Annotated in this window: 12 protein-coding genes; all 12 read right to left on the reverse strand. The window is 34.6% G+C overall.

The window, feature by feature from the left end:
* Window positions 1-185: 185 nt before the first annotated feature.
* Window positions 186-371, reverse strand: coding sequence for a hypothetical protein (locus M1D64_RS07985; protein WP_002483522.1), 186 nt, complete (start codon window positions 369-371; stop codon window positions 186-188).
* Window positions 372-393: 22 nt separating this feature from the next.
* Window positions 394-1005: an orotate phosphoribosyltransferase gene (gene pyrE / locus M1D64_RS07990; protein WP_002483523.1), complete on the reverse strand. Its 612-nt coding sequence runs from the start codon at window positions 1003-1005 to the stop codon at window positions 394-396.
* 1 nt (window position 1006) lies between these two features.
* Complete coding sequence (gene pyrF, locus M1D64_RS07995) at window positions 1007-1699, reverse strand: orotidine-5'-phosphate decarboxylase (RefSeq protein WP_002483524.1); 693 nt, start codon at window positions 1697-1699, stop codon at window positions 1007-1009.
* A gap of 97 nt (window positions 1700-1796) precedes the next feature.
* The gene (carB, locus tag M1D64_RS08000) at window positions 1797-4970 is read right to left on the reverse strand and encodes a carbamoyl-phosphate synthase large subunit (RefSeq protein ID WP_129303511.1); all 3174 of its coding nucleotides are present in this window, start codon (window positions 4968-4970) and stop codon (window positions 1797-1799) included.
* Window positions 4963-6063 carry a carbamoyl phosphate synthase small subunit gene (locus M1D64_RS08005; protein WP_002483526.1) on the reverse strand — a complete coding sequence of 367 codons (1101 nt, stop codon included), beginning with the start codon at window positions 6061-6063 and terminating at the stop codon, window positions 4963-4965. Before M1D64_RS08005 ends, carB begins: the two co-directional genes overlap by 8 nt.
* Window positions 6063-7337, reverse strand: a complete 1275-nt coding sequence (locus M1D64_RS08010) for a dihydroorotase (protein ID WP_069821924.1) — start codon at window positions 7335-7337, stop codon at window positions 6063-6065. The genes M1D64_RS08005 and M1D64_RS08010 overlap by 1 nt, the downstream gene beginning before the upstream one ends.
* The gene (locus tag M1D64_RS08015) at window positions 7334-8236 is read right to left on the reverse strand and encodes an aspartate carbamoyltransferase catalytic subunit (protein WP_069821923.1); all 903 of its coding nucleotides are present in this window, start codon (window positions 8234-8236) and stop codon (window positions 7334-7336) included. Before M1D64_RS08015 ends, M1D64_RS08010 begins: the two co-directional genes overlap by 4 nt.
* Before the next feature lie 33 nt (window positions 8237-8269).
* A complete protein-coding gene (locus tag M1D64_RS08020) occupies window positions 8270-9577 on the reverse strand; it encodes a uracil-xanthine permease family protein (RefSeq protein WP_002483529.1) in 1308 nt (435 codons plus the stop codon).
* Window positions 9578-9850: 273 nt separating this feature from the next.
* Window positions 9851-10378, reverse strand: a complete 528-nt coding sequence (gene pyrR, locus M1D64_RS08025) for a bifunctional pyr operon transcriptional regulator/uracil phosphoribosyltransferase PyrR (protein ID WP_002483530.1) — start codon at window positions 10376-10378, stop codon at window positions 9851-9853.
* Between the two features lie 484 nt (window positions 10379-10862).
* The gene (locus M1D64_RS08030; protein ID WP_002483531.1) at window positions 10863-11780 is read right to left on the reverse strand and encodes an RluA family pseudouridine synthase; all 918 of its coding nucleotides are present in this window, start codon (window positions 11778-11780) and stop codon (window positions 10863-10865) included.
* Window positions 11781-11792: 12 nt separating this feature from the next.
* Window positions 11793-12269: a signal peptidase II gene (gene lspA, locus M1D64_RS08035; RefSeq protein WP_011303317.1), complete on the reverse strand. Its 477-nt coding sequence runs from the start codon at window positions 12267-12269 to the stop codon at window positions 11793-11795.
* Between the two features lie 195 nt (window positions 12270-12464).
* Window positions 12465-13259 (reverse strand): VOC family protein, encoded by a 795-nt coding sequence (locus M1D64_RS08040; RefSeq protein WP_002483533.1) that lies wholly within the window; start codon window positions 13257-13259, stop codon window positions 12465-12467.
* Window positions 13260-13445: the final 186 nt, after the last annotated feature.

Here is a 13445-nt window from a genome sequence, read left to right on the forward strand (position 1 = left end):
TATTAAAAAATTTATAACGTACGGGGCACCTATAATTGAAATCAACAATTCATGATAATCAATATAAATGTTGTTCCCATTCTTATTTCAAATAGGGCTAATCAAACTTATTTAATAAAATAAATTTGGTTAGCCCCTACTTATTTGACATGTTGTTAACTTAAATCGTCTATTCGCTTGGCTTATTATTTAATATGCCCTTTTTGCTTTATAGTTGATTTAGATTTTTTATATATATTTTCTTCTGATTTTTGCTTTAACATTTCGTAATCAATATCTGATGTGTTTTGGTCTCTATAATCTTCATTTTTATTCAAAAATTTATTCAAATGTGCGAAATGATTATAAGCTTCTTTCGGGTCTTTTGTCATAACATCCCCTCCACTTAGTATATTATGACAAGTTGTCTCTCCAATCAACTAAAGACCTAATATCATTATCAGAAATTTCTCCATTTTCTTTTGCAACATCAATTAATTCATTGTAATTGCTTAATGTATAAAATGGCATTTGCGCTTGTTTGAATTGTTCATCTGCTTTTTTTAAACCGTAAGTAAAGATAGCTACGACACCAATAACATCTGCCCCCGCTTCTCTTAAAGCTTCGACTGCGGTAATTGATGAACCACCCGTTGAAATTAAATCTTCAATAACAACTACTTTTTTTCCTTTACTTAAAGCACCTTCAATTTGATTTTGTTTGCCATGACTCTTACTTTTAGAACGAACATAATTCATCGGTAAAGCTAATTTTTCAGAAACATACGCAGCATGGGGTATACCAGCTGTGGCAGTACCTGAAACTATTTCCACGTCTCCAAAATATGTTTCGATTAAGTCACACAGTCCATCTCTAATATGTTGACGTACTTCTGGATATCCAAGTGTTACACGATTATCACAATAAATTGGTGATTTTATACCAGAACTCCAAGTAAATGGATCATTCGGGGATAGTGATACTGCTTCAATTTCTAATAATGCTTTTGCAATTGCTTTAGCCATATTAACCTAACCAACTTTCTTTGATTTTATGATAACTTGCTACTGGGTTTTCACTTTTGGTGATTGGTCTTCCAACAACAATATGTGTTGAACCTAATTCTTTAGCATCTTCTGGTGTTGTAATACGTTTTTGGTCGTCTGAACTAGCATCTTTTGGTCTGATACCAGGTGTTACCTTTAAAAAGTCATTACCTAATTCATTTTTCACTAATTCTGCTTCTAGTGGTGAACATACGATGCCATCCAAACCTGATGATTGTGCTAAAGTTGCATAGTTCAAAACAGCCTCCTCAATTGAAGTTTGAATGTTTTGTTCCTTGTGCAACATCGTTTCAGTTGTTGACGTCAATTGAGTAACTGCAATTAATTTAATATCGGGGTTGTGTTTTTGCAAACCGTTCAAGGCTTGTTTCATCATTTCTGTACCACCTGCCGCATGCACATTCACAAGATCGATATTTAATTTGCTTAAGCCTTCCATTGCTTTGCCAACCGTATTAGGAATATCATGCAATTTTAAATCAAGAAAAATGTCATGTCCTCTATCCTTTATTGAAGCAATCAGTTGAGGTCCAGTTTGATAAAAGAGTTCCATTCCAATTTTCACGAATAGTGGTTCATTAAATTGGTCTAAAAACTGATCTACAGCTTCTGTTGAATCAAAATCTAAAGCAATAATTGGCAAGTTTTTCATCTAGCTCTACATCCTAACCTTTTTTATTTCATCTTATCTAATCCATCACAAAGTCAATGATTGTTCATTGTTGTGACATTTCTCTCCTTATTCATTACTACATATTTTTCATTGTAAATGTCATGCTTTCAATTACACGTGTTAATGCAACAACCGTATCTAATGATGTTAGACAAGGCACGCCATTTTCTACGGAGGCGCGTCTAATTTGGAAACCATCTCGTTCGAATTCTTTACCTTTGGTCATCGTATTCACAACGATTTGTACTTCTCCATTTTGTATACGCGTCAGTAAATCATCTTCGCCACCAATTTTTCCTACTACTTCTGAAGGTATATTATTCTCGGCTAATTTTCGTGCAGTACCTTGTGTTGCTAAGATTCTATATCCTACTTCATTTAATCGTTGTGCAATAGAGACAATTTCATCTTTATCTTTATCGCTGACTGTCATCAAGACCGTACCATGATCTTTAACTTCCATCCCACTAGCTGTTAAACCTTTAAACAGTGCTTTTTCCATAGTTGCATCTTTACCCATCACTTCACCTGTTGACTTCATTTCAGGTCCTAACGTGATGTCGACGTTTTTCAATTTGTTAAAGCTAAATACGGGTGCTTTCACAAAGACACCTTCTGTATACGGTTGGATGCCTGGTTGATATCCTAAGTCCACTAGCTTGTCACCTATGATTGCACGCATAGCTAACTGTGCCATTTGAATATTCGTAATCTTGCTTAAAAATGGTACTGTACGACTCGAACGTGGATTCACTTCTAATACATATACACCATCATGCGCAATTACAAATTGAATGTTAATTAAACCAACAATGTTTAAGCCTTTTGCTAAACGAATCGTAAAGTCTTCTAATGTTGTCATTTCTTCTTGCGTTAACGTTTGTGGTGGATAAACAGCAATGGAATCACCTGAATGGACTCCCGCTCTTTCAATATGTTCCATAATACCTGGTATAATCACTGTTTCACCATCAGAAATCGCATCTATTTCAATCTCTTTACCTGTCAAATATCTATCGACTAATACCGGATGGTCTGGACTTGCTTTAACTGCTTGATTCATATAGTCTTCTAATTCTGCATCACTATTAACGATTTCCATAGCGCGACCACCTAATACATAAGAAGGTCTGACGACGACTGGATAGCCAATACTGCGTGCATTTTCTAATGCTTCTTGTGGTGACGTTGCAGTTTTACCATTAGGTTGTGGTACATCAATCGTGTGTAATAACGCTTCAAACTCTTTACGGTCTTCTGCTCTATTTAAATCTTCTAATGATGTTCCTAAAATCTTCACGTCATGTTTCGCTAGTTTATCGGCTAAGTTAATGGCCGTTTGCCCACCAAACTGTACAACGGCACCTTTAGGTTGCTCTAAATCTATAATGTTCATGACATCTTCTTCAGTTAATGGTTCAAAGTATAATTTATCCGAAATAGAAAAGTCGGTCGAAACAGTTTCTGGATTGTTATTAACTATAATCGCTTCGTATCCCGCTTGTTGAATCGCCCATACAGCATGTACAGTGGCGTAATCAAATTCTACACCTTGTCCAATTCTAATAGGTCCTGAACCTAAGACAAGAATTTTTTCTTTCTCTGTGACTACAGATTCATTTTCATATTCATACGTGCCGTAATAATAAGGCGTAGCAGATTCAAATTCTGCAGCACATGTATCTACCATTTTATACACTGGTATAATGCCGTTTTGTTGTCTTAAATCGTACACTTCTTCTTCTGTCATATCGAATCGATGTGCGATTACTCTATCACTAAAACCGTAATTTTTTGCGAATTTTAAATAATCAATGTCACCTTTATTTGATTTCAAATCGTGTTCAATATCTATGATGTGTTGGAATTTATTTAAGAAGAAGTAATCTATTTTTGTCATTTCATGTATTTCTTCTAATGTAGTACCTCTGCGAATTGCCTCACCTATAAAGAATAAACGTTCATCATCTTGGTCTTGAATACGTTCTTTAATATAACCTAAATCAAATGTTTCACCATTAGGTAATCCTAAGTGATGTACACCATATTCTAAGGAACGAATTGCTTTTAGTAGTGATTCTTCATATGTTCTACCAATTGCCATTACTTCACCAGTTGCTTTCATTTGAGTTCCTAAGACACGTTCTCCTTTTTCGAATTTATCAAATGGGAAACGAGGAATTTTAGAAATTACATAATCTAAAGTTGGCTCAAATGCTGCATAGGATGTTTCTGTTATCGGATTTAACATTTCATCTAGTGTTAAACCAATAGAGATTTTAGCTGCTAATTTAGCAATCGGATAGCCCGTTGCTTTTGAAGCTAATGCAGATGATCTTGAAACACGTGGATTCACTTCAATAATATAATAATCTAATGAGTGTGGGTCTAATGCTAATTGCACATTACATCCACCTTCTATACCGAGCGCTCGAATAACTTTCAATGATACATCACGTAACATTTGATACTCTACATCTGATAGTGTTTGGCTTGGTGCAACAACGATTGAATCACCTGTATGTATGCCGACAGGGTCAATATTTTCCATATTACAAACTACGATTGCGTTATCGTTTTTATCACGCATAACCTCATATTCTATTTCTTTAAATCCTGCAATTGATTTTTCAATTAGACATTGTGTTGCCGGACTATAATGTAGACCGTTTGTTACAATTTCTTTGAATTCTGCATCATTGTGACAAATACCGCCACCTGTGCCACCCATTGTGAATGCAGGTCTAACGATGAGTGGATAACCCACTTCTTCTTTAAAAGCAAAAGCTTGTTCAACTGTATTAACGATATCACTTTCAGGAACTGGTACGCCTAAATCGTTCATAAGTGTTCTAAATAACTCTCTATCTTCCGCTTGTTGAATTGATTCCAATTCAGTACCTAATAGTTTTACATTATTCGCTTCTAGTTCACCACTATCATGCAACTGAATCGCCATATTCAAACCAGTTTGGCCACCAAGTGTAGGTAATAATGCATCTGGTTGTTCTTTACGTATAATACGTGTGATGAAGTCATGTGTTAAAGGCTCAATATAAACTTTATCTGCAATTTCGTTATCCGTCATAATTGTTGCAGGATTGGAATTCACTAAAATGACGCGGTATCCTTCTTCTTTTAACGCAAGACAAGCTTGAGTTCCAGCATAATCAAACTCTGCAGCTTGACCGATAATAATTGGTCCTGATCCTATTACTAAAATGGTTTCTATATCTTGACGTTTAGGCATTATTTGTAAGCTCCTTTGTTTTATATTCATTTATCATGTCTATAAATTCATCGAATAAGTAGTTTGAATCTGATGGTCCTGGACATGCTTCTGGATGATATTGTACTGAAAAAGCTGGTAATGATTTATGTCTCAAGCCCTCAACCGTATCATCATTAATTGCAATATGTGTCACTTCTAGGTCAGTATTTTTTAGAGATGCTTTGTCAATGGCATAACCATGATTTTGACTTGTTAAAGCTATCTTTCCGGTTTTTAAATCTTTAACCGGATGGTTAGCCCCTCTATGACCAAATTTCATCTTAAATGACGTAGCACCTTGTGATAATGCAAATAATTGATGTCCTAAACAAATACCAAAAAATGGTATTTTCCCTAAAATGCCTTTAATCATTTCAACAGCTACATGGACTTCTTCAGGGTCACCTGGGCCATTTGACAGCATAACACCATCAGGTGACATACGAATAATCGCTTCTGCTGAAGTGTCATAAGGCACTACAGTTACATTACAACCACGCGCGTTTAATTCTCTAACTATGTTTTGTTTTTTTCCAAAATCTACTAGTACGACGCTAAGTCCATAACCTGTAGAAACATATGGTGATTTAGTAGAAACAGTTGTGACTTCATTTCGCGGCAATTCAACGGATTGCAGCTTTGCAATCATTGAATCAATTTCACTTTTTTCATCTGTAAAACCTGCTTTTAATACACCATGGTTTCTTATTTTACGTGTAATGCTACGTGTATCTACACCTGAAATACCTGGTATATCATATTCTTGTAATACTTCATGGAATGTCTTTTGCTTTCTGAAATTACTTGGTTGGCGACTCGCTTCTTTCACTACAACACCATTTAACGTTGGAACAAGTGCTTCAAAATCATCTCTGTTAATACCATAATTACCAATCAATGGATAAGTAAATGTAATAATTTGACCAGTATATGATGGATCTGAAATTGTTTCTTGATAACCAGTCATAGCTGTGTTAAATACAATTTCACCTAATGTTAATTGATCTGAACCTATTGGATAACCTTCATAATATGAACCATCTTCTAATACGAGATAACGTTTTTTCAACATTATTTTTCCTCCTCAAATTTAACTTCGCCTTCAACCATTGTTAATACGGGTGTACCGTAAACTTTGTAACCGATAAATGGTGTATTGGTTCCTTTAGATGCAAAATCTTCTGCTTTAATTTCGCTTTCTTCTTCTAAGTTAATGACTGTTAAATCTGCTAAATAACCTTCTTCCAATCTTCCAAAAGGTAAATCAAATGTTTGTGCAGGTTTGATTGTTAAATAATCTACCAATTGTTGAAGTGTCCAATCTCCATTTTTAACGAAATGAGTGTATAGTAATGGGAACGCTGTTTCACTTCCAACTATACCAAATGGTGCTTTCGTCATTGGCTGATTCTTTTCTTCTGCTGCATGTGGTGCATGATCCGTAGCTATACAATCAATCGTGCCATCTAATAAACCTTCTAATAATGCCTCTCTATCCTCTTTACTTCTTAAAGGCGGGTTCATTTTATAAATAGCATCATCACCTGGTACATCATCTTCTGTTAATAATAAATGGTGTGGTGTGACTTCAGCAGTTACATGAATGCCTGCCTTTTTAGCATCTCTAATTGTTCTGACACTTTCCTTTGTAGATACGTGACATACATGATAATGTGCGCCTGCTGCTTCTGCCAGTAAAACATCTCTCGCGATTTGTACTGCTTCACATATATTTGGAATACCTGGTATACCTAACGCTTCACTACGCTGACCTTCGTGCATCGCTCCGCCGTATATTAAACTGTTATCTTCACAATGTGCAACAACTGCTTTATTTACTTTTGCAGCCGCTTGCATAGCTTCGTACATCATGCTAGCTTGTTGTACACCAACACCATCATCTGTAAATGCGAATGCACCGTTGTTAGCAAGTGTTTCAAAATCCACGTGTTCTTTCCCAGCCTGTCTAACTGTGATTGCTGCATATGGCAATACTCTTACTTGTGCATTTTCTTCAATTAATTGGTTTAAGCGATTCAGATTTTCTTCTGAATCAGGCACAGGTTTCGTATTCGGCATTGGACATACTGTAGTAAATCCACCTCTCGCCGCTGCTTTCGTACCCGTTTCTATTGTTTCTTTGTGTTCACCGCCTGGTTCACGTAAATGGACATGGACATCAACTAATCCTGGCGAAACGAATTGTCCTTTAACGTCTATGACTTCAGTCTCTGATGTATCATCAATGTGTGGTGCGATTTTTTTAATATGTTGTCCCTCAATTAAAATCGATACCGTCGTTAATTCAGCATTTTTTAAGATTTTTGCATTTGTTAATAATTTCATTTTGCTGTTGCCCCTTCCGTTTGTAAGATATGATCTATAACTGCCATACGTATATACATACCATTTTCCATTTGTTTAAAAATACGTGATTTCAGTGCTTCTACTAATGTATCTTCAATTTCTACACCGCGATTTACTGGTGCAGGATGCATGATAATTGCTCGATCTTTCAATAAATCATAACGTGATTGCGTTAAACCAAAATTTTCATGATATTGACTCACTTCAAAGCTAGTAACTTCACTATCCTCATGTCTCTCGTGTTGGACTCTTAACAACATGACAATATCGATTCGATCGATCACTTCATCAATATCAACATAAGGTGCTTCTAATGTTTCATCTTTCCATTCATTTGGACTAGAGAACATGACATGCGCACCTAATGCTGTTAGACTTTGGTAATTACTTTTCGCTACACGTGAGTTCTTGACATCACCACAGATAAGTACATTCAAACCTTCAAAAGTCTTGTATTCTTCATAAATTGTCATGAGGTCTAGTAAACTTTGTGTCGGATGTTGTCCGCTACCATCTCCAGCATTGATGATAGGTATATTTAAATGCTTTAATTCATCATAATAAGTTGTTTGTGAATGTCGAATAACTAACACATTGGCGCCAATTTGTTCCAGCGTTTTACAAGTATCATACAATGATTCACCTTTTTGAACGGATGATGTACTTGTCTCAAAATCTATTAACTTTAGTCCTAATTTTTGTTCCGCTACTAAAAAACTACTTTTTGTACGTGTGGAATTTTCAAAGAATAGATTAGCGACAAATTTATCTTCAAAACATCCTGGCTGCGCGTTACCATTTTTAAAAGCGCTCGCACGTTGTATTAGATCGTAAATTTCAGTCGTATTTAAGTATTCCATTGAAAGTAAATTATCCATTTTTATTCAGCTCCCTCATCATCAGAATTTCTTTTAATTATTGGTTGGTGCTGTTTTAGGTAAAATCAAGTTAAGTATAATACCTGCTAACGCTGCTAATGCCATACCTTCTATTTCTAAGTTAATCCCTAATCCATTTAAATTGAATACTAGATTGCCAATACCAATAACAAGTATGACCGATGCAATGACTAGGTTTCTATTGCTCGCAAAATCTACTTCACTTTCCACTAACATCCTCAAACCACTTGCTGCGATAATGCCAAATAACAGGATGGATACCCCACCCATGACTGGGGTTGGTATAGATGAAACCAGTGCTGTAAATTTCCCGACAAATCCTAAAATGATTGCAATGACTGCTGCACCACCAATCACATAAACACTATAAATTTTTGTGATTGCTAAAACGCCGATATTTTCACCATATGTTGTACTTGGAGGACCACCGATAATACTTGCAAACATCGTTGAAACACCATCACCAATGATTGATTTGTCTAAGCCTGGATCCTTGAAAAAATTACGTCCTACAATCTTATTGATAACCATTTGGTGCCCGATATGTTCACTTACCGTCACAAATACAATAGGTATCAAGACGAGTATGAGTCCTAGATGAAACGAAGGTGTATAATCTTTAAATGGTATGTAGACTTCTGGAAACTGTAGCCATTTCGCTTTAGCAATCGGTGCAAAGTTGACTAATCCCATACAAGCCGAAACGATGTAACCTGTTATGATTCCTATTAGAACAGGAATGAGTGATAAGAATCCTTTAAAATAACCTTGAACAATGATTGTTACTAATAACGTAATCATAGCTACAATCAAGTAACTTAAGTTGTAACCTTTCATGTCCCCTGAGTTCTCAAACATGGCCATATTAACTGCTGTTGGTGCTAAACTCAATCCTATGACCATAATCACTGGTCCTACAACAACAGGTGGCAAAAGATGCATAAGCCAGCCCGTACCACTCAATCTAATTGCTAAGCCTATTAATACGTACATCACGCCGCTCATAAAGAGTGCCATCAGCATATCACCAAGGCTATGAGAATTTAACCCTGTTATAATCGGTGTGATAAATGCAAAGCTCGATCCTAAATATGCTGGTATCTTAGCTTTTGTTATTAGGATATAAAGCAATGTTCCTATACCTGATGCTAAAAGCGCTGATGATATGGGTAATCCAGTTAAAAATGGTACAAGTACGGTCGAACCAAACATTGCGAATAAATGCTGTGTACTTAAAAATGCCCACTGTCCAATTTTTGGTTTATCTTGTACATCTAATACTGGCTTGACTGTCCGTTCAAACATTGTTTCATTTTCCATGGTTATGCTTCCTCTCATAAAAAAATCTCTTTACATTAAATTCATGTAAAGAGACTAAAAAGTATATTATCTAATTTACTCATGCACATATAAAAAGTTATGTAACTTCTATAATATTAATGTGCTTTAAAAATAAAGTTAGATAATTGAAGAGGTTGTTTCATTAATTGTTTAATTTATAAACGGATGTATTACAATAAAACATTTATCGATATTATTGCATCCGTTTAACCCTCTTCCCTTTTTCAGTCTCTCGTACCGAATTAAAAGGTGTTATTCAATTACAACTGCATTTCTTTCATCTATTTCTTCTAAATATACTGAAACATCTTCTTCCTTGGCTGTCGGGATATTTTTACCTACAAAGTCAGCTCTTATTGGTAACTCTCTATGCCCTCTATCTACTAGTGTCGCTAGCCCAATCTTCTTCGGCCTAGCATACTGTAACACTGCATCTAGTGACGCTCTTACAGTTCTACCAGTATATAAGACATCATCGATAATAATGACTACTTGATTAGTAATGTTTACATCAATTTCATATGATCTTTCATCTACTTGATTTATCGTTTGTTTCAAATCATCTCTAAATTGTGTTATATCGATTGTACCTGTAGGCACAGCAATTTCATCAATTTGCTCAATTTTTTGTTGAATTCTTCTTGCTAAAAATGCGCCACGTGTCTTAATACCTAATAAGATTAAATTATCAGTACCTTTATTATATTCTAAAATTTCGTGTGCAATACGTGTCACAGTACGTTGAATTGCCGCTTCATCCATAATAATGCGTTCTGACATCTTAGGCACCTACCTTTTAAAATGATGATGATATAAAGAAAACCTCATGTCTTTATTAAGACATGAGGTTTGTTAAAGTGTATGACAAACGTATAAGAGACATATGCTTTCTTATCCAAGCTGATTTCTCTTTACAGTGTTTTTACTAACGACTGTATCTTCCGTTGCGTTATATGATACTAACTACAACAGGTATTTTTCTCAAATGAGAAAAATATTGTTTGTCTACCTTTAATAAATACATGTCTTCGAAGCCTCTCTGGACTTACAATTAAAGACGTACGCTCTTTATTAAACTGTCACCATACTACCATGAAACGCATTCACTTGCAAGCCACTTAAGAAATAAACACAGTAGTGAGACAGAAAACGGTATGCTTGTTTCAATTTAAAATGTGTATCTTTAGTGGAAATGACAGTGTGATTAATTAAAAATTAGGCACTATGAATGTTTAATAATCCATTTTATAAAATTTTATCATTTTTATTTATCACTTCTACGTAATTCTGATAATAACTGTTCAAAATCTTCAGGTAATGCAGTTGATTTTTCAATATACTCATGTGTAACTGGATGTTCAAAGCCAATAATTCCAGCGTGTAGCGCTTGGCCACCTATATCTAATGTTTTTTTAGGGCCATATTTGGGGTCACCAACTAATGGATAACCAATATATTTCATATGCACACGGATTTGGTGGGTACGTCCGGTTTCTAATTGACACTCTATTAATGTGTATTTATTAAAATGTTCTAAAACATTAAAATGTGTAACCGCCTCTTTACCATCATCCACAACATCCATAGATTGACGATCGTTTTTATTTCTACCAATCGGCGCATCAACAGTACCATAATCATGAGGAATATTACCATGTACCAAAGCGACATATTTACGTGTCACGGTTTTATTAACGAGTTGATCAACTAAACTACGATGTGCCACATCATTTTTAGCAACCATGAGTAAGCCTGAGGTATCTTTATCAATACGATGTACAATACCTGGACGTATTTCACCATTAATACCTGATAAATTTTTCATTTGATACATTAGACCATTCACTAATGTACCGGTATAATGACCTGCAGATGGATGCACAACCATACCTTTAGGTTTATATACAATCGCTACATCATCATCTTCATAATAAATATCTAAATTTAAATTTTCTGGTTGAATATCCGCTTCAACGGTTTCTTTTTCGGTTACAACAATGTGATCATTCATTTTTGTCTTATAATTAGATTTAATGACCTGATCGTTTACTTTTACTAGAGAAGCTTTAATCCAGTCTTGAATTTGTGTACGTGACCACTCCGAATGATATTCAGGTAGTAATTTATCGATACGTTGGCCTGTATCTTCTGGATTTTCAATCTTAAACTCATGTATATCCATACAATATCTCTCCTATTCTTCTTTCTTCATATCTGTTAGCAAAGCGATAATAATTAATAAAACGCCTATCGTTAAACTTGAGTCAGCTACATTAAATATTGGAAAATTATATCCAAAGATATATGTATCTACAAAGTCTACAACTTCTCCATGTAACACACGATCGATGAAGTTCCCTAATGCACCAGCAAACAATAAACTAATTGCGATTTGCATCAATAAATTGTTTTTCGCTTCTTTAATATAAAATACGATGAGTACAACCAGTATAATGATTGTGATAATAAAGAAAAAACTCATCTTTCCACTTAAAATTCCCCAAGCTGCACCATCATTACGATGCGAAGTTATATTTAAAAAGTTGGGAATAACTTCAAATGAATCTCCCACTTTCATTGAACTAGCAATAATAAATTTTGTGATTTGATCTAATACTAATATAATGATTGTTATGAATAAAGAAATACCAATATAGTACTGACGTTTCATGTCCGTACCTCCTATTCTACGTTCAGTCGCTTTTACAACAACTCTCATTATATCCTACTCAAACTTATAAAAAAAGTTACAGTTTCATTATCTGTAAAAAAAACTACATTTCCTATACGAAATTTTGACGTTTAAAATTATACCGATGCAATCAGGAAATTTCTAACTATGCTTTTCATTTTTTATTTCGCTTCTTTATATCACTTTGTAGAAATTGAATCTAAATTGAATCCCATCGGGTCCAGTTAAGCGTTTATGAGTCGATTCAGGATAATGGTAATCTACACAAGCCAAACCATAGGTACGTTCATTTTCAATACGTTTGATACTAGAGTACCAATTATTCACAACGATATGCTGATGATAACCATTTGATGATAAATATACTGAATGATTGGTTTCTAAAGCGGATGGTTCTAAACCAAAAAATCGCTTGTAATATAATTTAATACGTTTTAACTCTATTGTCTTTAGATTAATATAACCAATAATACTTTCATCTGGAATGCCTTGCCACTTTTCATTTGATACATAAGTCAATAGATGTGGCACATTAATCGGTTGGGTCTCTAATACAACTTGTCCATTTTCAAAAGACCAATCTTCCATTGGATTATCGACATAGAATTCAAGTCCATTGCCTTCAGGATCCTCTAGAAAAATTGAGGTAGCCGTTTCGTGTTCACCGCCGTTAACTGGAATTGTATATTCACTTAACTGTACAAGTAAATCTGCTAAGTCTGTCTTTGAAGGTAACTTTATAGCTAAATGAAATAAGCCAGCTTCCGATGTTAATGGCTCTCTCCCCATATTTATTTGATTTAATGTTAAAAAATGATTCATATTTCCTATTTCATAATGAACAATAGATAGTGATTCATTCACTACATTCAATCCTAATATGTCTTGATAAAAATGCTTCATTGATTCTTTATCTCTTACATTTAATGTGATGCCATTTACAAAATGCGCACTTTGATTATGAAACATGACAAACACCTTTCCAAATGCCAATTTCTTATTCATTAAAATGACACTTTACGTTTAATTTTTATCTATCTACCTATGCTAATTCATACGTCCTTCATTATTGATATTACTGTACATCCGCGCCATTAGCTTTTTATTTTCACTAAATTATAACAACAATTATTGCCATAAGAAAAGGTTACTTAA

The organism is Staphylococcus sp. Z5-21, assembly GCF_056529615.1.

Coding starts and splice junctions, on each gene's coding strand:
- pyrF (WP_002483524.1), bottom strand. CDS start 1,699: ATGAAAAACTTGCCAATTATTGCTTTAGATTTTGATTCAACAGAAGCT.
- M1D64_RS08015 (WP_069821923.1), bottom strand. CDS start 8,236: ATGGATAATTTACTTTCAATGGAATACTTAAATACGACTGAAATTTAC.
- M1D64_RS08020 (WP_002483529.1), bottom strand. CDS start 9,577: ATGGAAAATGAAACAATGTTTGAACGGACAGTCAAGCCAGTATTAGAT.
- M1D64_RS08005 (WP_002483526.1), bottom strand. CDS start 6,063: ATGTTGAAAAAACGTTATCTCGTATTAGAAGATGGTTCATATTATGAA.
- M1D64_RS08010 (WP_069821924.1), bottom strand. CDS start 7,337: ATGAAATTATTAACAAATGCAAAAATCTTAAAAAATGCTGAATTAACG.
- M1D64_RS08030 (WP_002483531.1), bottom strand. CDS start 11,780: ATGGATATACATGAGTTTAAGATTGAAAATCCAGAAGATACAGGCCAA.
- M1D64_RS07985 (WP_002483522.1), bottom strand. CDS start 371: ATGACAAAAGACCCGAAAGAAGCTTATAATCATTTCGCACATTTGAAT.
- pyrE (WP_002483523.1), bottom strand. CDS start 1,005: ATGGCTAAAGCAATTGCAAAAGCATTATTAGAAATTGAAGCAGTATCA.
- M1D64_RS08040 (WP_002483533.1), bottom strand. CDS start 13,259: ATGTTTCATAATCAAAGTGCGCATTTTGTAAATGGCATCACATTAAAT.
- lspA (WP_011303317.1), bottom strand. CDS start 12,269: ATGAAACGTCAGTACTATATTGGTATTTCTTTATTCATAACAATCATT.
- pyrR (WP_002483530.1), bottom strand. CDS start 10,378: ATGTCAGAACGCATTATTATGGATGAAGCGGCAATTCAACGTACTGTG.
- carB (WP_129303511.1), bottom strand. CDS start 4,970: ATGCCTAAACGTCAAGATATAGAAACCATTTTAGTAATAGGATCAGGA.